This is a genomic window from Paenibacillus tianmuensis, assembly GCF_900100345.1.
Taxonomy (GTDB): Bacteria; Bacillota; Bacilli; order Paenibacillales; family NBRC-103111; genus Paenibacillus_G; species Paenibacillus_G tianmuensis.
In genome coordinates, this window is sequence record NZ_FMTT01000025.1 from 24,608 (window position 1) to 45,892 (window position 21,285).

At 43.4% G+C, this 21,285-nt stretch carries 18 protein-coding genes and 3 pseudogenes; 6 read left to right on the forward strand and 15 right to left on the reverse strand.

All coding sequences use genetic code 11. The features are described from left to right. Positions 1-55: 55 nt before the first annotated feature. The 6 genes and pseudogenes from BLO51_RS16610 to BLO51_RS16630 form a co-directional block, all read right to left on the reverse strand. The gene (locus BLO51_RS16610; protein WP_090673670.1) at positions 56-2,620 is read right to left on the reverse strand and encodes an ABC transporter permease; all 2,565 of its coding nucleotides are present in this window, start codon (positions 2,618-2,620) and stop codon (positions 56-58) included. Further along, positions 2,617-3,300, reverse strand: a complete 684-nt coding sequence (locus BLO51_RS16615; protein WP_090673671.1) for an ABC transporter ATP-binding protein — start codon at positions 3,298-3,300, stop codon at positions 2,617-2,619. Before BLO51_RS16615 ends, BLO51_RS16610 begins: the two co-directional genes overlap by 4 nt. A gap of 96 nt (positions 3,301-3,396) precedes the next feature. Beyond that, positions 3,397-3,795, reverse strand: coding sequence for a sensor histidine kinase (locus BLO51_RS31215; protein ID WP_425415815.1), 399 nt, complete (start codon positions 3,793-3,795; stop codon positions 3,397-3,399). Between the two features lie 81 nt (positions 3,796-3,876). Then, positions 3,877-4,398 (reverse strand): annotated as a pseudogene (locus BLO51_RS31220) (histidine kinase dimerization/phospho-acceptor domain-containing protein); the annotation flags it as partial. Position 4,399: 1 nt separating this feature from the next. Beyond that, positions 4,400-5,083 (reverse strand): response regulator transcription factor, encoded by a 684-nt coding sequence (locus BLO51_RS16625; protein WP_090673675.1) that lies wholly within the window; start codon positions 5,081-5,083, stop codon positions 4,400-4,402. 286 nt (positions 5,084-5,369) lie between these two features. Beyond that, positions 5,370-6,089 carry a hypothetical protein gene (locus BLO51_RS16630; protein WP_090673676.1) on the reverse strand — a complete coding sequence of 240 codons (720 nt, stop codon included), beginning with the start codon at positions 6,087-6,089 and terminating at the stop codon, positions 5,370-5,372. A 187-nt stretch (positions 6,090-6,276) separates the two neighbouring features. On the opposite strand from BLO51_RS16630, the gene BLO51_RS16635 reads away from it, so the two are divergent. Together BLO51_RS16635 and BLO51_RS16640 are read left to right on the forward strand one after the other, a co-directional pair. Continuing rightward, positions 6,277-6,942, forward strand: coding sequence for a response regulator transcription factor (locus tag BLO51_RS16635; protein ID WP_090673677.1), 666 nt, complete (start codon positions 6,277-6,279; stop codon positions 6,940-6,942). 13 nt (positions 6,943-6,955) lie between these two features. Continuing rightward, a complete protein-coding gene (locus tag BLO51_RS16640; RefSeq protein WP_090673755.1) occupies positions 6,956-8,386 on the forward strand; it encodes a sensor histidine kinase in 1,431 nt (476 codons plus the stop codon). A 124-nt stretch (positions 8,387-8,510) separates the two neighbouring features. On the opposite strand, the gene BLO51_RS16645 is transcribed toward BLO51_RS16640, so the two are convergent. Next, positions 8,511-9,188, reverse strand: coding sequence for an ABC transporter ATP-binding protein (locus tag BLO51_RS16645; protein WP_090673679.1), 678 nt, complete (start codon positions 9,186-9,188; stop codon positions 8,511-8,513). A 10-nt stretch (positions 9,189-9,198) separates the two neighbouring features. After that, positions 9,199-10,626, reverse strand: coding sequence for an ABC transporter permease (locus BLO51_RS16650; RefSeq protein ID WP_090673681.1), 1,428 nt, complete (start codon positions 10,624-10,626; stop codon positions 9,199-9,201). A gap of 103 nt (positions 10,627-10,729) precedes the next feature. Here BLO51_RS16650 and BLO51_RS29285 point away from each other — a divergent pair, with 103 nt between their 5' ends. Together BLO51_RS29285 and BLO51_RS16660 are read left to right on the forward strand one after the other, a co-directional pair. Next, complete coding sequence (locus tag BLO51_RS29285) at positions 10,730-10,870, forward strand: hypothetical protein (protein ID WP_167670238.1); 141 nt, start codon at positions 10,730-10,732, stop codon at positions 10,868-10,870. Between the two features lie 342 nt (positions 10,871-11,212). After that, positions 11,213-11,791, forward strand: coding sequence for a type 1 glutamine amidotransferase family protein (locus tag BLO51_RS16660; RefSeq protein WP_090673685.1), 579 nt, complete (start codon positions 11,213-11,215; stop codon positions 11,789-11,791). 42 nt (positions 11,792-11,833) lie between these two features. On the opposite strand, the pseudogene BLO51_RS16665 reads toward BLO51_RS16660, so the two are convergent. The 3 genes and pseudogenes from BLO51_RS16665 to BLO51_RS16675 form a co-directional block, all read right to left on the reverse strand. Next, a pseudogene (locus BLO51_RS16665) lies at positions 11,834-12,787 on the reverse strand (SMI1/KNR4 family protein); the annotation flags it as partial. 104 nt (positions 12,788-12,891) lie between these two features. Beyond that, complete coding sequence (locus BLO51_RS16670) at positions 12,892-13,698, reverse strand: hypothetical protein (RefSeq protein ID WP_090673689.1); 807 nt, start codon at positions 13,696-13,698, stop codon at positions 12,892-12,894. 59 nt (positions 13,699-13,757) lie between these two features. Then, positions 13,758-14,441: a hypothetical protein gene (locus tag BLO51_RS16675; RefSeq protein WP_167670239.1), complete on the reverse strand. Its 684-nt coding sequence runs from the start codon at positions 14,439-14,441 to the stop codon at positions 13,758-13,760. 325 nt (positions 14,442-14,766) lie between these two features. On the opposite strand from BLO51_RS16675, the gene BLO51_RS16680 reads away from it, so the two are divergent. Next, positions 14,767-15,636, forward strand: a complete 870-nt coding sequence (locus tag BLO51_RS16680; RefSeq protein WP_090673693.1) for a DMT family transporter — start codon at positions 14,767-14,769, stop codon at positions 15,634-15,636. A 167-nt stretch (positions 15,637-15,803) separates the two neighbouring features. Beyond that, on the forward strand, positions 15,804-16,499 hold the full coding sequence (locus BLO51_RS16685; RefSeq protein ID WP_090673694.1) for a DUF4386 domain-containing protein: 696 nt from the start codon (positions 15,804-15,806) through the stop codon (positions 16,497-16,499). A gap of 32 nt (positions 16,500-16,531) precedes the next feature. Here BLO51_RS16685 and BLO51_RS30395 read toward each other — a convergent pair. From BLO51_RS30395 to BLO51_RS16710, 4 genes and pseudogenes are all read right to left on the reverse strand, one after another. Further along, positions 16,532-17,116, reverse strand: a pseudogene (locus BLO51_RS30395) (Crp/Fnr family transcriptional regulator). A gap of 86 nt (positions 17,117-17,202) precedes the next feature. Further along, positions 17,203-18,732, reverse strand: coding sequence for an alkyl hydroperoxide reductase subunit F (gene ahpF, locus BLO51_RS16700; RefSeq protein ID WP_090673699.1), 1,530 nt, complete (start codon positions 18,730-18,732; stop codon positions 17,203-17,205). Between the two features lie 13 nt (positions 18,733-18,745). Continuing rightward, a complete protein-coding gene (ahpC, locus tag BLO51_RS16705) occupies positions 18,746-19,309 on the reverse strand; it encodes an alkyl hydroperoxide reductase subunit C (RefSeq protein WP_090673701.1) in 564 nt (187 codons plus the stop codon). A 327-nt stretch (positions 19,310-19,636) separates the two neighbouring features. After that, the gene (locus BLO51_RS16710) at positions 19,637-21,136 is read right to left on the reverse strand and encodes a malate:quinone oxidoreductase (protein WP_090673703.1); all 1,500 of its coding nucleotides are present in this window, start codon (positions 21,134-21,136) and stop codon (positions 19,637-19,639) included. Between the last annotated feature and the right edge of the window lie 149 nt (positions 21,137-21,285).

Sequence of the window (21,285 nt, forward strand, 5' to 3'; positions counted from 1 at the left end):
TCGGACAGGCCCTTTTGATTTGCCGTTTTTGTTTCATGGCAACGAAAAGGAGGGCCTATAGATTCTCCTGTTTCAAAGCATCAATAATGTTTGCCTTTTTTACTTTTATACTCGCGTAATACATGGACAAGCTCACGATAACAAATACGGCCACAATCACATACAGAATACTGGTCCAAGGCACGATGAAACCGTACGAAAAACTGTACATGAAGGCCCGGTAGATCAACACCATAATCACTGCGCTGACCGGAAGCCCATAAGTCAGGGCCTTGATTCCATAAAATATACTTTCATAGTTCATCATTTTATTAAAGCTTTTCGGCGTCATCCCCACCGATCTCAGCATCGCAAATTCCCGTTTGCGAAGGGCAATGCTTGTCGAAATCGTGTTGAAAATATTCGCCATCGAAACCGCTGTAATTAATGCCACAAAACCATAAACAAATACGGACAATAACAGAATCCTTTGTTCGGAGCGCTGTCTTTCTTGAAATATGTTCCTGACAGACAGCTCATTCTTCATTTCTTCGATGTCTTGCTGTGTTTTCAAAGGATCTTTACTACTCAGGTAAAGTCCGGAATACGCTTTATCCTTGCTTTTTTTCATTAACTGGTCAATGACCGGTTCGGACACAACAAGATGAACTTGATTGCTGCTTTGAATAATTCCCATCGGGAATTGATCCGTTACCGCGGCAAGCTCCACTTTGCTGACCGATTCCTCATTAGAATTCGTGGAGAATAGATCAAGCATTTCCCCTGCTCTGCCCTGGATACCTCTCATTTCGATAATTTTGTCCTTTTTATCTTTATACGTCATGACATCAATCAATATGGCGGTTGGGTGATCGGGATTCGTTAGCTTGGCGTACTCGATGCCGATCTTTTTGGCATAGGCTTTCAGCTTGTCTTCACTTAAAGCATTTACTTGTATATTGTATTTATATCGACCCTGTTCAGGAGCCCAGGGGGGTTTCGCACCTTCGGGAATGGACTTCTCTGCAACCCAAGTGAAGACGTCAAACCACTGTTTAATCAGGCTGTAATCCGTAACGCCCTCCAACGACACAATCGATTTCATCAAACGCCGATCTATCGTTGCCACTTCACCGTGCTTGTATACCCCGATATCATAGTTATAGCCTTTTTGTGAGAGATCAAGCGATCTCTGCAGGTTGGAAGTGAAGAAGGACACGGATAGAAACAGCACGATACTAATGACAAGTGAAAAGACCGTAGCGTAATACCTGCGTTTGTTTCTTTTTAAATTTTTCAATCCGAGCTCCGCTTCAATGCCGAATAACAGTTGGACCAGCTTCGAGGTTTTCACCGTTTTCCCCGTCAGCTTAATATCCATGGTTTGCCGAATCGCATCGATAGCAGAAATTTTAGATGCTTTTTGGGCCGGAAGATACGTTGAAATGAATATCGTGACGATCGAGATCAGACAGGTCATTGCGAGCGATGAAGGCGTGACGACCAACGTTAGCTTTTCCGTAACGCCGATCGCAGCTTCGAGCATCGAGTTAATGAAGCGAAAGGTAATGCCGATTCCAATCAATCCGCAGATGACACCTAAGGGAATGCTAATGACGCCAATCACCGCTCCCTCAAAATATACCGAATTTCTCTTCTGACTTCTCGTTGCTCCAACACTCGACAGCATCCCTAGATAACGCGACCGTTCCGAGACGGAAATCGCAAAAGCATTGTAGATTAAGGAAATGGAGCCAATACCAATAACAAGTACCACAATGACGAATAGCGCACTATAGGTTTCGCCTAACCCACCACCCATTACGCCATAATAACGCAATAGAGACTCATTCGTTTCAAACGAGCTGATGTTGTTTTTAGTGAACAAGTTATTGGCATGAGCAAATACAGTGCCATCGACTTTCTTGAGGACCACGCTCGCATCAACGGTTTTGTTGGTGTCCAGCATGTTCTCGTCGACATAGGTAAGGGCCGTATACCCCGGCGCCCACGTCTGCTCCCACGAAGGACGTTTAATAAAGCCTACAACGGTATACGTTTCGGTTGTTGTATGAATTAAGGTTTCCGCGCTAGTCCCGTTGATGAATCTTAATGATTTATTTTGATTAAGATCCGTATCGCCAGGAACGGCAGGATTCGAACGCTGCCCGACATCAAGGGCTAAACGATCGCCGATCCGGTAGGTGACTTTGGCGTTCGTGGCGATAGCTTCCGAAAGGACGATCTCATTCGCTTGTTGAGGCAGACGCCCTTCACTCAATGCAATAGGGAAGTTTTTAAAGCCTTGGGCATTAAATGCTTTAATGAACAAATACGGCTTATTGATATTTTGGCTTCCTGGCAACAGGGCATAGCCGCGTTCCTTGGAAGTGATGAATTGTTGGGTTGCCTCATCCTGTTTGATCGTTTCGAGCTGATCTTTATTGACGTTTTTGTACAGGACATGCCATTCTCCATAGTCTTGAATCATTTGCTTTTGCATTAACACCAAGTAAGAGGAACCAAGCGTTATAACCGCCGTCACCATGGCCACAGAAAGCATAACCCCGATCAAGGTCACAAGCGTTTGCTTCTTATTTTGCATTAAATGCCGGAGCGTTAGCTTATGGATAATGTTCATGGCCGGATGACCTCGTCTTTGGCAATCTTTCCATCTTCAATGGCGATAACTCTGTCGGCTTGCAAAGCAATTCGTTCATCATGGGTGATCATAATCAGCGTCTGATGCAAGCTTTTGTTGAACATTTTCAATAAGTCAATGATTTCGCTGCCGTTTTTACTGTCTAAATTACCGGTTGGTTCGTCTGCCAGGATGATAGCGGGCTGATTCATCAACGCTCTTCCGATCGAAACCCGCTGCTGTTGGCCGCCGGAAAGCTGATTGGGCAGATGATTCAAGCGGTTTTGTAAATTCAACGTCTTCACAATATCCTCAAACTGTTTCCGATCCACCTTATGCTGATCGAGCAAGAGCGGCAGCTGGATATTTTCTTCAACCGTTAAAATCGGAATAAGATTGTAGAACTGATAAATCAAACCGATCTGTCTCCGTCTAAAAATCGCCAGCTGCGTTTCATCCAGACTGTACACGTCCGTACGGTCCACAAACACTTTTCCGCTTGTCGGTCTATCTACGCCGCCTAGCATATGTAAAAGCGTTGATTTCCCCGAACCGGACGGACCGACGATGGCGACGAACGCCCCGGTGTCCACCGAGAAGGATACGTCATCAAGCGCTTTTATCGCCGTGTCACCTTTTCCATACACTTTAGACAGATGTTCGATCCTTAGAACTTCCATGCTGAACCCTCCAACCGTTTGTCGATGGATTTAGTATATCTGCCCCAAGTGACTTTACAATGACTTGAATGTGACAGTCTAGTCACTTAGCCCTTGTTAGACGACTTGCTTGTAGAAGCGAATCCGAAATTGGGTTCCCTTATGGAGTTCACTCTGAACCTCTATATCTCCATTCTGCTTCGTTATAATGCTGTGAGCCAGCGAGAGACCAATGCCGCTGCTGCCCTCGCCAGCACCCTTTCCTTTATAAAAACGTTTAAAAATATGAGGGATCTCTTCCTTGGGGATGCCTTTGCCATTATCTTCAATCCTAATCTCTGTAAATAGCGGGTTCTCTGAAAAGGAAATCGCGATGGTTCCGCCTGATTGCGTATGTTCCACGCCGTTTTTTAAAATATTGATTACGGCTTCGGTTGTCCAATTCAGATCGCCCAGAAAGGAGACGCTATCATCGCCCGTTACCGAAACCGTTTGTTCTTTGATGTCTATCGGAATGAGGACGGGCTGTAACGCTTTTTCAATAAGCTTGGTCACCCTGACTTGATCTTTCTTGAACTGTACGGTGCCTGCGTCGATTTTCGATAGCTTTAATAACGAAGAAACAAGCCAATCCAACCGCTCGAGCTGGATACGAATATTGCGCGTAAATTCCGTTCTTTTCGCTTCAGGCAGTTTGGCGTCGTCTACTAAGTCCGCCATGACCATCATGGAGGTTAGAGGTGCTTTGAGCTGATGGGATATATCCGAAATCGCGTCGGTAAGATGGATTTTGTCTTTATGCAAAAAGGCGCTCTGCTCCGACAGCATGACGGTTACTTTATACATCGTATTTTTCAGAATGCTGAATTCCCCTTCCCGATTATCCCGGATGTCAAGGGAATAGTCACCGCCGCTAATACGCCGCAAATAGCCGGACAATTTCTCAATCTCGCGATATCTCAATCTCGTAAACAGGAAGCTGCAACCAATGAGCAACATGGAAGTCATTAGAACGAGGACCACGGCAGCCAGCGAAAAAAAAGCCGCGGCTGCAAGCATAACCAGGCTTATCGTGCACATCAACAAAAGTACGAGGCGGATCTCGCGATTACGCAGCATGCTATTCACCAACCTTATATCCTAAACCGCGTACGGTTTTAATGAACGTTGGATCTTTCGGATCATCCTCTAGTTTTTCCCTCAGCCTTTTAATGTAAACGGTTAGCGTATTGTCGTTGACGAAATCCCCGGCCACATCCCAAATTTGTTCTAGGAGCTGGTTTCTGGAGAGAATCTGCCCGATATGGTTCGCGAAAATCAGCAATAAGCGGTACTCCAAAGCCGTCAGTGGAATTTCATCGCCATGTTTATACACCTTGCCTTCAAGTGTATTGATCCGGATAGGATCTACTTCGATGATGGCTTTGGCCTGCGGCTGCTTCTGATATCTTCGCAGAACCGATTTTATCCGTGAGAGCAGCTCGCGAATTCGAAAAGGCTTCGTAATATAATCATCCGCTCCCATATCAAGCCCCATCACGACATTGACTTCATCATCAACGGCTGTCAGGAAAATAACGGGAATATCACTTTGCTCCTTCACCATTTTACACAATTCGTACCCGCTTCCATCCGGCAGCGTCAAATCGAACAGACATAAAGCGAACTGATCCAACTGCTCGGCTACAACCTTTTTCGCAGATGCGACGTCATGGCACAGAACCGTAGAAAACTGGTCTTGCTGTAGAGAATACTCAAGGCCGGACGCGATAGTTTTATCATCTTCCACAAGCAAAATGTTCATTGGATCATCATCCTAAGTTGAATTTTTAATAAAAAGGACTATTAACTTATTATTGTATCATACAAAAGAGGATGATTAGCAAAGAAGCAGCCCCGGCTGCAATACCTGAAGCACTGAAAAATGGCTCCACAGATGAAGAAATCAATCTTTCGCAACAAACTCAAAAGGCCGACGAAAGACGTGACGGGCTTGATTGTTTAGAGCAATCAAGCCCGTACACGTCTTTCGCCATTCTTAACTCCTATTCTTCCTTCTCAGCTTTGTTTTGCATATCTCCTGAGCATCTCTATTGTGCTTTGATACCAAAAAACGCATCAAGTTGTGTTTCATCGAGATTATCTGGTTTCGTCACTTTGTTTCTTTCTGCTTTGATGTCTCGAGCCGCACTGAAATCAATCTCCCAATCGATACCAAGAGCTTGAAGTTGTGTTTTCACTTGCTCTTTGGTCAGTGTACCTGCTTGGGATTGGTTCAAAATCGCTTTTACCTTTTCTCGAGTAGCCTCATCGAGGTTATCTGGTTTCGTCACTTTGTTTCTTTCTACTTTGATGTCTCGAGCTGCACTGAAATCAATCTCCCAATCGATACCAAGAGCTTGAAGTTGTGTTTTCACTTGCTCTTTGGTTAGTGTACCTGCTTGGGATTGATTCAAAATCGCTTTTACCTTTTCCAGGGCAGCCTCATCGAGGTTATCTGGTTTCGTCACTTTGTTTCTTTCTACTTTGATGCTCCGAGCTGCACTGAAATCAATCTCCCAATCGATACCAAGAGCTTGAAGTTGTGTTTTCACTTGCTCTTTGGTCAGTGTACCTGCTTGGGATTGGTTCAAAATCGCTTTTACCTTTTCTCGAGTAGCCTCATCGAAGTTTGGTTTACTTACTTTTCCTTGGATTACCTGTTGTCCATTTCCAATAGTTTGTGTTGGTGTTTCAGCAGCGAATACAGACCCATAAGAGGCGAGAGCAAAAACAGCACCTACAGCAGTAATAGCCAATTTCTTTTTCATAGTTATCAATCTCCTTCGTAAATGTATTTTTCTTGACGCCTTCATTGTACTATCACTATCTGGAGTTAGAATGGAGATCATGTAGAGTTTTGATGGGGATAACCTGTTTCGCTCCGCGCTGAACGCTCCGAATGCTTCTCCACATAAACTACAGATAACGCGGTTATACTACAAAAGAGGTGATATATTGAAGAACTATCATATTCTTGTGGTGGAAGATGATCTGGACATTCAGGAATTAATCAAACAATTTTTAATGACACAACAGTATAGTATTGAGGTTGCATCAGATGGAATAGAGGGAATGAAACTATTTAATAAGCAATCTTTTGATTTAATTCTTTTGGATGTCATGCTTCCAAACCTTAACGGATTTGAAGTTGCTAAAATGATTCGAAATCAGTCAAATGTACCCATCATTTTGCTAACTGCATTAGAAGAAGAACGGGATCAATTAAAGGGCTTTGATCTTGGAATCGATGATTATATAACGAAACCATTTTCTTTTCATGTATTAATTAGACGGGTCGAGGCTGTACTGAGAAGAAGCAATGATCAAAGTACGGATAATCGTTTAGTATTCAAACAAATACAAGTCGATTCCGATGCATATAAAGTTTATGTAAATGAGGTTGAAGTCCCATTAACGACAAAGGAATTCGAAATTGTACAACTACTGCTTCAAAACGAGAAAAAAGTACTCACAAGGGAAAGCATTGTCGAAAAAGTTTGGGGATACGATTATTACGGAGAAACACGCATTATTGATACACATATGAAAAACATACGAAAAAAATTGGGTATACCCTACATTAAAACAGTGAAGGGAATTGGTTATAAAATAGATGAATAAGCTATTAAAAACGATGAATATGAAGCGGATTACTTATAAACTATTTCTTATTACATCCCTCATTTTAATAGCCTTCGCAGTCCTGATTTATTTAAGCTTATACTTCTTTCTCCCTACATTTTATGAGAAGCATAAAACCAATCAGCTTCAAACCGGAATAGAAGAAATAATTGATAAATCCAAGAATCTCACTTTTCAAAATGCCATACCGCTGCTTGAAGAATACGCACAAAAAAATAACGCAGTGCTCTACCTTCAAAATAAAGAAGGAACCATTGTTTATTCTCCTTTTTTGTCTTTTATGCGAAGTGATTCCAAGTTATCACCTGATGACGTAAAATTCGGAGTAACAAGGCCGCCGGGGAATTCAAATTCATATAATGCTGCCGTACCCATTCAATTCCAAGACGGTAACTTAACGCTCGTCGTGTCCGCAACATTTCAACCTATTAGTGAAGCTTCACAGGTCTTGGCACTTTTTCTCCCCTATATCAGCATCATTGTCGTTGTTATTGGTATAGGAAGTGCTTACTTATATTCGAGGTTTATTACAAAACCACTCCTTTACATCATTCAAGGAGCACAAAAGATGGCGGACTTGGATTTTTCCGAAAAAATCGAGGTTCGTTCCCATGATGAATTGGGGCAGTTATCCAACAGCTTGAATGAGATGTCCATTAATTTACAACAAACGATGCTTGATTTACAAAAAGCGAATTATCAATTAAAAAGCGATATTGAAAAAGAAAGAGAAATCGAAACCAAACGCAGGGAATTTTTTGCGATTGTCGCACATGAATTAAAAACACCTCTTACGCTTATGAAAGGATACGTAGAAGGGATGATATACAATATTGGTCCGTATCAAAATCGTGACCAATACTTAAAGAAAAACCACCACATCATTGAAAGTATGGAACAACTGGTTCGTGAGATTTTAAACATGTCAAAACTAGAACAGCATACCTTTAAATTACAATTGGAAGAAGTAAATCTCTCGGAATTTATGGATGCTATCACAAAAAATCTCGGATTTTTTGCTTCTCAAAAAGACATTCAAATCATTAAACAGATTGATTCTCACCTTACTGTGTATACTGATCGTATTCTTTTAAAAAAAGCCTGTAAAAATATTATCCATAATGCGATTATGTATTCACCGCATGGCGAGAAAGTATATATAGAGCTAACTCAGGATTCAAAACAACACCACATCCAGATGAAAGTCATCAATACAGGTGTGAAAATTAAAGAAGAGGATATACAACATATTTTTGAACCATTTTATCGAATCGAAAAATCAAGAAATCGAAATACGGGAGGGAGTGGCTTAGGTTTATATATTGTAAAGCAAATTTTCGAAGCCCTTTCTATTACGCATTCTATGAATAGTACAGAACAAGGAGTACAATTTTTAGTTACCATTCCATTATCCATAAAGTAAGCAATAAAAGAGTCTCGATCTCATTTCAAATAGGAGGAATGAGACCGAGACTTCATTATTCTAATCATTTAGTTGTATGAATCTAACTAAGGCTTTGTCGGGCCGCCACATTTTTCGCATTCCTTTACAACCTTTTGATTACTAAATTTCTTTTTTCGAGATACACCGCTGTATCTGATTGTTTAGCCACCTCTTGTGAATGTGTGACTACAATGATACATTTGTTGTCTTTATGAGCAAGTTCTTTAAATAACTCGATAATATCCAAGGAAGTTGCTTGATCTAGATTCCCGGTAGGTTCATCGGCAATTAATAAATCCACATTACAAGATAATGCACGAGCAATGGCTACACGCTGTTGCTGACCGCCGCTAAGCTGTAATACCTTTCTTTTGGCTTCTACTTCTGTTAAACCTACCTTTTCTAATAGCTCAAGCGCTCTTCCTTTTTTGTCTTTCACATCGACTCCTGTAATCTCCATTGCCGTAACTACATTTTGAAGAGCGGTCATATACGTAATGAGATTATAGGATTGAAAGATAATCGAGACATGCTGGTTTCGATAGGAATCCAGCCCTATCTTCTGTATATCTGTTCCTTTGTATAATATAGACCCGCTTCTAGGGATATCTAATCCACTTGCTAAACTAAGGGTCGTTGTTTTTCCGGACCCCGATGGTCCTAAAATGGTATAAAAATGTCCGGCTTCAAACGAAAAGCTTACATTATCCAGTATAGTTATTTTTCTACCATTACTTTTATAATGGTAATTCAGATTTTCGAACTGTAAAATAGTTTCCATGTCCATCCCCCTACTCATCTTTTAATAAAATATCTTTTGGATTCAATCGGAGAATCGATAATGCAGGAAGAATGGTTGAGAAGATTGCGATTAATAGACCTAATCCACCTAACTTCAGCACATCCTGAGAGGCCACACGAATATCAATATTATCTATAGGATCTACATCTTGACCTTGCTCATCATTCATTCCAAACATGAATCCCGAATTATTTGCTCCCTGCTGTTGTTTCTCGTCAAAAGAAATAACCTCTTTCTGCAATAAACTATCTCCCATTTTTTGAGACACGGTCCCGCCTGTAAAGATAGAAAAGCTAAATGCCAAAGCAGCTATACACAATACTTCTACTAAAAGTTGTCCGATTAATTTCCCTTTTTTCTCGCCAATCGCAAGTAAGATCCCCAATTCCTTCCGTCGTTCTTTTATAGTCAACATAATGATAAGTCCTAAAATAATGGATCCTGTAAATGAGACCAGATATATAATCCATTTTGAAGTTGATGCTACGTTCTCGATGGGGCCAACCATTTTTTTGTATAATGCATCATGAGCATCTAGTTTAAATAGCTCAAAATCAATGCCCGTTTTGTTTCCTTCTGCTTTAAAATCCTCGATATGATCAGGATCATTCAAGTAATAAATGGCTTTATCAATAGGTGCACCCTTCATTTCCTCATTTTCCGAAAATTCTTTTACCGATTCGTAAGAGACATATACTTTGTTCGATGGATGAAACAGTGGCGGCGCCATTTCCAATCTGCCATCTATCGTGGAAGTTTCGTAAATTCCTACAATTTCGAACTCTACTGTCGATGTTTCATCTGTTGATTTGATCTTTAACTTATCACCAACTTGCAGATTGTTATGTTCTGCTAATTGTTTTTCAATCAGGGCTACTTTCTTATCTTTGTCTTCTGATGTTATTGGTCGTCTCTCAATCATTTTATTCGTTTCTTCTGTAAATTCTTTCAATAAATCAGAACTTCTTACACCATGAATGAATGTATTTGGCATTTTCATATTACCTTGGCCTCCGCCTACGGCTCCCCCTACCGCGTTTTCATTGTTATCACCATTAATGGGAGTATAGTCATCCGCTATTCCTTGACTATCTTTTAGATAATTAAAATCTTTTACATAAGATGATTCAGCTAACTTATCTGCTTCCTCAGTAGAAATCTCTGGGCGGTGTATTCTTTCATTTGGTTTTTCACTTCTCTGTTTCTGAACGTAATTTTGAAATTTATCCGCATCTAATCCTAATGTTACATCGACCCCTAACTTTTTTCTGGCGAGATCATTCGCTGTTCCTGTGACATTTTGAATGGCGAATCCCGCCAACACTAAATTGGTAAGAACTAAAAATACAGCAAATAAGATAAGAGATTTTCCCTTTCTTGCTTGTATACTTAAAAAAGCCCGTTTGATAAAATTCATGATTACTAACCTCCTCTGATATTTCTAATGTACAGGACTAATCTGGAGTCTATATGGAGATATCGAGGATTGTATCTAGAGATATAGGGGAGGATTATATGGAATGGCTCAAAAATATCACAAAGAATTGAAGCCTTCGGGGATGATTCCCGAGAGGGAATATATCCCTTTAGGGTTTATATTTAATAAAACAAGCTCTATCGTCTCTTGGAATAATCGACTTGCTGGTTTATGGTTTGTTTAGGGTTCAAAAAGAAAGGACTGAATACCATTAGAGTATTATGCATATACCCCGACGACACAGCGGCAGATATTTACGTTACCGACATTGGAGAATTTCTTCGTCTGACAAAACTAGTAAACGGAATCACCATGGAAGGAATTAATTACGCTGTGGCCCATACCGAACTGATTGTAGAAAAAGATACCTTCTACATATCCATGTTATTAAAGCATAAGCATGCGCCATAAACTCTTTTAAGTGTGTGAAACTTGAACAATGTTCTCTTTCTATAACGCTGACATATAGCTGTCAGCTATTAACCTGTAAAATTATATCTGGAAAACAACGAAGGAGGCTAAAAGCATGAAAAAAGAAATACTTGTGTTCATTTCGGAAAACTATGCAGACTGGGAAAGTGCTTTCGTTTGTTCAGAGCTGAATAAACCAGAAACCGGATTCATCATTAAAACATTGGCAGTTAATAAAAATCCAATAAAATCAATGGGTGGTTTCACGGTTGTTCCAGACTATTCAATTGCTGAAGTTCCAAAACATTTTCATATGCTTATCTTAGTGGGTGGAACTTCATGGCAGAAAAGTGAGAATGATGATGTTAAGCAAGTTGTTGATTTATGCATTAAAGAAGGTATTCCGATTGCGGCGATATGTGATGCGTGTACTTTTTTAGCAGATAAAGGATATTTGGATGATAAAGAGCATACAGGCAATTCACTAGCCTATTTAGAGGAGTATGCACCAAGCTACAAAGGCTCGAAGCATTTTATTGAAAAGCAAGTTGTTTCAAAAGATGGATTGATTACTGCTAACGGAACATCAGCAGTTGAATTTGCTAAAGAAATTCTTAAATATTTGCAAGTAATGCCAGAAAACAAACTGGAAGATTGGTATCAAATGTTTAAAATCGGCTTTTATAAAGAATAAGACAGCAAAAATGCAGGGGAGCTTGTGTCCCCTGCATTTTCGTTATTCGTCCGCTCTACCGCCATATACCTTTATCTTTTCTAGCAATTGCTCTATTGCCGTATCTGTGAATGCAAGGGCATCGTTGGTTCCGACAATCATGCCTTGCCGTATTCGATCGTCCATCCAGTCCGAGATAAAGCCGAGAGCATACCCACCCGTGCTAAACGACCCGCCAAAAGCAATGATTTTCTCATAAGCATTCAGATATTGTTGACGGTTTGTATCGGGGTAAGACTTGGTGTACAGCCAAAATTGCAGGTCATACATCAACGTAGAAAGTTCGTCCGCATGGAAAGCGAAGTACCCCTTTTCCTCTACAATTCGGGTACAAATCGCACGGATGATCTCCTCCATGTTATCGACCTCGGTGACGCGGGCACACAACTCCGAAAGCAGCGGGGAAAATTCCTCATGGGCTACTTTCCGCAAGTCCTCCTGCATATCCTCCTCGGAGGTGTCATAGAAATCCTCATGCACCAATCCCCGGATAAAGGCCTCGAAGTTTTCAGCCAAAAATGTTATTTCGTAATCGCATTCCTGATCAACATGGATTACCTCGGGCTCCCCATTCCTGCCGCATTTCCGATAATCCAGCATCACGACATCATGACCGGCCGAAGGGCAATCGCAAATGACCACGCCAATGTCGGGATAGCCCCATTCTTCAATCATAAACTGGCTGCCTACCCCTCCGCAGAGGGAATAATACTTTTTGCACCCGATCCCCATGATCCCCGTAATCGCAATATGGTCTTCCGCCCAAGACGTTGCTTCCTCTGTAGGGAAGCGAGTGTTAATCGGCAAACCTCCGTTATGTAACTTCATCATCGCAATGTAAGAGGCCGGCAATTTATAACCCAGTTCCTGTTCGATTGAAGCAATAAGCTCGTCCGTAGGCGGCTCGCTGACGTAATTTTTTAAAGCGTAATCGCTATCTTTCCAAAAGTTCGTCAAGTCAAACCCTTCAAAGGGGACTTTTCCCGCTCCGTTCTTGCTGCTCTGCTCCAATAGATTTTTCTCCATACTCTGCCTCTTTTCGTTAGTCGATTAGAACAAACTTACAGAAACGCGCCGAAGTAAAATTCCAGCGCTTCCCGAGAATACCCGTCACTTCCCTGCCAACCGGCTACGGAGTTAAAATCATTACCCCCTCCCCGGAGCTTGCGGGGTGTATCGCGCTGCGCCAGCAATCCGGCAAATCCCCATATTTCCATCGTCTTATCCCGCTCATTCTTGCTGGAAGGAAACGCGTCCTTCCAGCGCTTCTCCAATTGCCGGGCGCTTTCATGTTCGGCACAGTTCTGAATCGCTTCGGTCATCTGGCTAAGCATGGCAGCATCCTCACCGGTAACCTCGAATTCTTCCTCTTCCTTGCGGAACAATTCGAGATCCAGCCAGCAGTAAAGAAGCTTGTTCAAGCGAACGCCTCCCCATTTGACCCGCTCGAAATTCAGCACGTTTAAATCCTCATTTACATAATCCTGGTTTGACATCAGACCATGGAAATTGCAATCCCCGCAACTGCTGTAATTCGGCCGTACGACACTCCGCTGTCCGTAGGTATGCAGAGGCAGTTGGGAAGTCCGGGCCCAGCTCGAAAGGGCGCTCCGCAGATGAACTTTTCTCGTAGACAGACTATGCAGGAACGCAGCGGCTACCCGTTCTTTGGTCACCGTCTGATGCAATTCGTGCAGCCGGTTAACCAATTCATCATGCGTAATCGTGATAGGATCGAACATCAGCCCTTTACTTTTGGCATAAAGGAAATCCTCTCCAGCAAAGGTATTCGGAATATTCGGAAAATTTTTCCAGCCGCTGGATGACCAGAATGTGCTCACTAGTATTTTTTTCGCTTTTTTATCCACGGTTTCCCTCCAAATGAATTTCGATGCTCCCCATGGGAAGTACCCCCGATCTCATATATTCACATCGTCTCATAATCAATCCAGCGTTCATCGTTAAATCCGCAATGAGAACAAGTGAGACTTATCGTAATCCATCCAAAGGCTTCAACCCAGTCATCCTCGCTGAATTCTTTACCGTCTCCGATATCATCGCCTAGATTGTCAACGTAATCCTCTTTGCCCTCGGAAATGATAGTCAGCTTGATATGGTGAACATCCGAGCTGCATTTTTTGCAGGGCCAAGGAAAAAGTTCATCATCGGGCACGGTAACTCCGTCATGACAGACAAATCCGTTCCAACCGTGCTTTGACAGATCGAATATAAGATGAGTTTTATGACATTCCGTACATTCCGCTTTAATCATCAACGCAGAGTCATTGTTATATTCGCCTACATAAATGTCTTGGCCTTCTTTATCGCCGTACACCGAAACCGAAAAGGTTTCGCATCCGCATAGGCATCGAACAACCCCATCTACACGATTCTCGTTATTGTCCGTACCCATCGGTATGAGAATGTCGTTCAAGTGTTTTGGAATCGGATAACCCGCCTCTGATTTATTTTTGTCGCTTTCTTCTATAAGAACCGCTTTGTTTCTGTGGAAAAGATATAATTGGGCATATCTTTCTTCGACCACTATGATTTCGCCCTTTTTTCCATGTGAATTATTCTTCAACATTTTTACTTTTATGAATTTAGCCATGGTACCCTCCATATTCGTATTTCAATATCCATATCGTAGCATAAACCTACTCTTAAAGTCTTTTCTACTACTGTAAAAATTGCCCTACAACTTTCAAAGTACCTATTTCAGCTATATAATAAGCTTATTACTTGCATTGGCTACACATTGCGGAGGAGGGAGAACGATGTATCATTTTATTGCCCCGCCAGTAGTACCTCAACAGTAGAATCTACTGTCAAGGTGCTTCCATGAGGTTTGTGGTCCTTTCCGTAGATTCTACTGTATGCATGCGCAGACGACACCTAGGTCGCCCCATCATATGAGTAGAAAGCGGGAAAAGAAAGTGAGAGAAAAAGTATATTTCATTTTGTCGATGGTCATCTTCGGTGCTGTCGGCGTTTTTGCCAAGTATATTGATCTGGCTGCAAGCGAAATCGCTTTATTCATGAGCCTGATCGGCAGCTTGTTTTTGTTCATCATCTGCATCTCTACCAAGCGGAACATTTCGTGGCAAAACGTGAAAAAGAATGCCCCTGTCCTGTTGCTCTCCAGCGTCGCCTTGGGTGGAAATTGGATCTTTCTTTTTCAGTCCTATAAGGAAACCACCATCGCGAATGCAGCGTTAAGCTATTATTTTGCTCCCGTCTTGGTCATTGTCATGTCGCCTATTGTACTGAAAGAAAAGCTCTCGCTCAAAAAAATGATATGCGTCGGCGCGGCCCTTCTCGGGTTGCTCTTCATTGTGCAGAGCGGTGGAAATGAAGGAACCGGGCATCATCTGCTCGGGATCATCTATGGCCTCATTGCGGCAGCTTTCTATGCCATCCTGACCTTGACCAACAAATTTATCCGCAACATGGACGGGCTGGAGAGCACGCTCTCCCAGCTTTTATTATCGGCGGTATTGCTTATCCCTTACGTTCTGATGACAGAGGGATTCGACCTGTTTCGGATATCGGGGAATTCCATGATCCTCATTTTGATATTGGGGGTACTGCATACAGGGGTGGGATTTTACCTGTTTTTCTCCGGGATGAGAGGGCTGGAAGGCCAAAGTATCGCGGTATTAAGCTATATAGATCCTCTTGCTTCCTTAGTGATCTCCGCATTGGTTATCGGCGAAAAGATGACCTTATTTCAAATGCTGGGCGCTGTCCTGTTACTGGGGTCGACGTTTATAAGCGAAGCCGGCAGGAAGAAAAAGTCTGTCTAGAGCAGACAGAGGAAATTGCCCCTTATAGCGCATAAATCCGTAAAGGAGAACGACTTTAAGATCGTTCTCCTTGTTTTGTCGTTCACGGGCCTTGACTTAAGTCAATGACCAGTCCACCTCCTCCTAATTAAAATGAGAATAAACCATCTCATCTAGGAGGCTATCTTATGGCTATCTCAGTAAAAGAACGATCCAATGAGCGGCAATCTGCTTTCACCGCGGGTATTTCACTTATCATCATGGCGCTTGCCTCATTTTTTTCCTATGGTTTTGTCCATGGGAGCCTTGTGGTAAAGGGCGATGCCGGCACCACGTTTAACAACATCATGTCATCAACCAGCCTTTTCAAAGCCGAAATTTTCGGGTGGGTCATCATCCTCATAAGTGACATTATCGTCGCATGGGCTCTCTATATCTTCATGAAGCCAATGAATACAACGCTTTCCTTGCTCGGTGCATGGCTCCGTCTCACCTATTCGACGATCCTGGGAATGGCCATCCTGAACTTGATCGTTGCGCTGCATCTCTCGGGACCTGCAACCTATTTAGCTTCATTCAGCATGGAGCAAATTCAATCCCTTATGATGCTATTTCTTGAAGCGTTCGAATCGATTTGGTCTATCGGTTTGGTCGTTTTTGGAGGACATCTGTTGATTGTGGGCTATGTGGCTTTCAAATCAGACCGCATTCCTAAAGCGATCGGCATTTTATTGCTGCTTGCTGCAATTGGCTATATGGTCATTCACTTAAGCAAAACGTTCCTTTCCCCATATGACGGGGCTATTGCGATACTTAATCTTGTATTTGCTATACCCATGATTACCGGAGAACTGGGCTTTGGGATATGGCTGCTACTTAGATGAGGAAAACTCCCAAAAAATGCATGAGAGCTTTCCTAAAAATCGCTGGTATGGACCCGCTTCTTGATTCTACTTAATGACTCCGGAGTCATACCAAGATAACTCGCCAATTGATGCTGAGGCACACGACTGACGAGATGAGGTCTTTTTTGTAATATCGCTTTGTAGCGTTCTTCAGGCGTAGACGCGATAAATGAAGTCCATTCATCTTGTACCTCGCCCAGGTTTTCTTCTACCATCTTGCGTATCATGGTTTCCAATTGGGCGTGTTTGTGAAGCATGTCCTTTTCGGCATCAAGATCGCCAACAACCAATACACAGTCTTCCAGACAAGTTAAAGTGTACGCAGATGGCCTATTTTATTGATGACGATTGAAAATCGAGACTGCTTGCTCTTCTGTGTAGAAATTGGATGTGACTTCTTTTCCCGCTTCGTCGATCGAGTACTGCCTTACACATCCCTTCAGTACAAAATAACATTTTGTGGAGACATCCCCTTGTCTGAGGAGCACGGTTCCCTTTTTAACTTCCTTCACATGAATATCTTCAGCGATTGCCTGTTGTTCCTCGTCGGTAAGAGTGGTAAATTTCGTCATATACTTGAACAATATGCTTTTCACTGTTCGTTCCTTTCCTCTCATCATATCCGAATCTATACGCAAAAAAGCCCCTAAATAGGGGCCTTTCTGGGTATACGCAAAATGTATTAATTTCGAATGAGATAATCGAATGCGCCTAAGGCTGCATTTGCACCGGATCCCATGGAAATAATAATCTGCTTGTAGGGACTATTGGTACAATCGCCTGCAGCAAACACACCGGGGACGTTCGTAGCGCCATGACGGTCTACGACAATCTCGCCGAAGCGCGTGCGTTCAACCGTGTCGGCTAACCAATCCGTATTAGGAACAAGTCCGATCTGAACAAACACGCCCTGCAATTCGACATGATGCTCCGCTCCCGAATCACGATCGATGTAGGATATCCCATTGACTTTGTCTGTGCCGGTAATCTCTTTCGTCTGAACGTTCTTGACGACCGTCACGTTCGGGAGACTGTAGAGCCGCTTCTGCAGGACGGCATCGGCTTTCAGCTCGGGCATGAACTCCAGCACCGTCACGTGCTTCACGATACCTGCAAGATCAATGGCCGCCTCGATACCGGAATTGCCGCCGCCGATCACGGCTACGTGTTTCCCTGTAAACAAGGGACCGTCACAGTGAGGGCAGTAGGCTACGCCCTTGTTCTTGAATTCCGCTTCGCCGGGAACGCCGACATTACGCCAACGCGCACCGGTGGAAACAATAACGGTCTTGCTTCGTAACACAGCCCCGTTTTCGAGTTCGACTTCGACGAGATCTTTCTTTTCCAAGCGCTTGGCGCGCTGGAGCTTCATCACGTCAATGCCATATTCTTTGACATGCTCCTCAAGGCTTGCCACAAGCTTGGGGCCTTCGGTGTATTTGACGCTGATGAAGTTTTCGATGCCCAGAGTATCCATGACCTGACCGCCGAAGCGTTCGGCGACAATCCCGGTACGAATGCCTTTGCGTGCCGCATAGATCGCAGCGCTGGCGCCGGCGGGACCTCCTCCGACGACAAGCACATCGTACGGCTCCTTGTTCGCAAATTCGGATGCGTCGGGAGCCGTCCCCAGCTTGGCGAGAATCTCTTCAATCGACATTCGACCGCCGCCGAAGAATTCGCCATTGAGGAAAACGGAAGGCACGGCCATGACGTCTTTGCTCTCGACCTCAGCTTTGTATGCCGCACCGTCGATCATCGTATGCGAGATGCCAGGGTTTAGGACGCTCATGACGTTCAGCGCCTGCACGACGTCGGGACAATTGTGACAGCTCAAGCTAATGTAGGTCTCGAAGCGATATTCGCCGCGGATGTTCTTGATCTGATCGATGAGATGCTGTTCCACCTTAGGCGGCCTTCCGCTCGCTTGCAGCAGCGCAAGCACCAAGGAAGTGAACTCATGTCCTAAAGGGATACCGGCAAAAACAACCCCCGTATCTTCCCCCGCACGGTTCACACTGAAACTCGGCGTTCGGGACAATTCGGTTCTCTCCACCGTGATTTTGGAGGATAAGCTGGCGATTTCATCCACCAGCTCCAGCATTTCATGGGATACGGCATCGGACCCTGCACTCACTTGAATCTGCACATCGCCTTCCATGAGCTGCAGGTATTGACTTAGTTGTGCTCTAATATCTGCGTCCAGTGCCATAAGTTTTCACTCCTTAGATCTTTCCGACAAGATCGAGGCTCGGCTTCAGCGTTGCGGAACCTTCTTGCCACTTCGCAGGGCATACTTCGCCCGGATTGTTCCGAACATATTGAGCAGCTTTGATCTTGTTCACCAGAATGCTTGCATCGCGGCCGATACCGCCTGCATTAATCTCAAGAGCTTGGATCACGCCGTCCGGATCGATAATGAACGTACCACGATCCGCCAGACCGTCAGCTTCGATCAATACGTCGAAATTGCGGGAGATCGTATGCGAAGGATCGCCGATCATGATATAAGTGATTTTGCCGATCGTCTCGGAGCTGTCGTGCCATGCTTTATGCGTAAAGTGAGTATCCGTGGAGACGGAATATACTTCAACGCCGAGGCCTTTCAACGTTTCATATTGGTTTTGCAGATCCTCAAGCTCTGTCGGGCATACGAACGTGAAGTCCGCCGGATAGAAGCAAACAACGCTCCATTTTCCTTTGAAGTCAGCTTCCGTTACATCAATAAACTTGCCGTTTTGATAAGCCGATGCTTTAAATGGTTTTACTTCTGTTCCGATGAGAGACATACTGATTTTTCCTCCTTAGATATGGGGTTGAGATTTTGCTTATGTATATATAATAAGGCAGACTGGCGTTTGGATCATGAAGCTATGATGAGGATATTATGAAGGTATGATGAAGATGGTGAAGCTAGTCCAAATTCCTTTGGAAATGTGGCCCATTCCACCCAAGCGTAGCACTTTTTTAAGCCCCCTGCAAGTTTTCCCGAAATAACCTGCCGTTATTCATGGCAATTCAGTTACGAAAGATTGCAGGCAAAGCCGAGAGGCCTTAGCCCCATGGAATTCAGGACGAAGGCCGCTTAACTCATTTTTATTTTTTTTGTGTACCGTCTACATGGCAGGCTGCAGTTCTTTGCTTAGACCAAGCGTCTGCGCGGTCGAAGTATGAATTTCTTGGATCAGCTCCGGGTTTTTCAATAGTGACTCGCCATAAGAAGGAATCATTTCTTTTAATTTCGGCTCCCACGCTTTTAAATGCTGCGGGAAGCATCTTTTCACTAACTCAAGCATAACGGAAACGGCGGTCGAAGCTCCCGGAGAAGCGCCGAGCAATGCTGCGATCGAGCCATCGTCGGCACTAATCACTTCCGTACCGAATTGAAGCGTTCCTTTGCCAGCAGCCGTATCTTTGATCACTTGCACACGTTGGCCCGCTACCATGATATCCCAATCCTCGTTTTTGGCGTTCGGGATAAACTCGCGCAGCTCTTCCATACGCTGTTCTTTCGATAACATCACTTGCTGGATCAGGTATTTCGTCAATGGAACGTTTTTTGCGCCTGCTGCCAACATCGTTAAGACATTATTCGGTTTTACGGAACCTAACAAATCAAACATGGAACCGGTTTTTAAAAACCTGGGCGAGAAGCCGGCAAACGGTCCAAAGAGCAACGATTTTTTGTTGTCGATAAATCTTGTGTCAAGATGCGGAACAGACATGGGAGGAGCGCCAACTTTAGCTTTCCCGTATACTTTGGCATGATGCAGTTCGACAACATCCGGATTGTTGCACACCATAAATAGTCCGCTTACCGGGAATCCTCCAATATTTTTCCCTTCGGGAATACCGGATTTTTGCAGTAAAGGCAAGCTTCCTCCACCCCCGCCGATAAAGACGAATTTTGCCGTATGGTGTTCGACGGTACCGTTATCGACATTTCGCACTTTCAATTCCCACGAGCCGTCACTAGTACGTTTCATATCATCCACACTATGTTTGAATTTGATATCGACGTTCTTATTCTTTAAGTGGTCAAACAATATACGCGTTAAAGCGCCAAAGTTGACATCCGTTCCGGATTCGATTCTTGTGGCCGCCATAGGTCCATTTAAGGTCCGGCCTTTCATAATCAACGGAATCCATTCCATCAGTTTTCCCGGGTCATCGGAAAATTCCATCCCTTCAAACAGAGGATTGTCAGACAGCGCTTCAAAACGTTTTTTTAGAAACGTTACATTTTGTTCCCCTTCTACCAAACTCAAATGAGGCAATGGCATGATAAAGTCCTGCGGATTACGTATCAGATTGCTGTTGACAAGATAAGACCAAAACTGTCTTGAAACCTGATACTCTTCATTAATCTTAATAGCTTTGCTAATATCTATGGACCCGTCCGGTTTTTCGACGGTGTAGTTTAGCTCGCACAGTGCAGCATGCCCCGTTCCCGCATTATTCCATTCGTTAGAGCTTTCCTCTCCAGCGGTTGCGAGCTTCTCAAAAACTGTAATGTTCCAGTCCGGTACTAATTCCTTCAGCAGCGTTCCCAAAGTTGCACTCATGATTCCAGCACCAATTAAGATAACGTCTGTTTTGGTTTGTCTGTTACTCATTTTTACCGTCCTTACGCGCTATTATTTGAAGAAAAGATGTGGGCACTCTTGCTTTAGGCTCCACAGCAAGCTAGGGCGCGACCTAGTCACACCCTTTTCTGGATCAATTATAACCTGTCACTCTTAAATCTAGATTCATATATCTACTA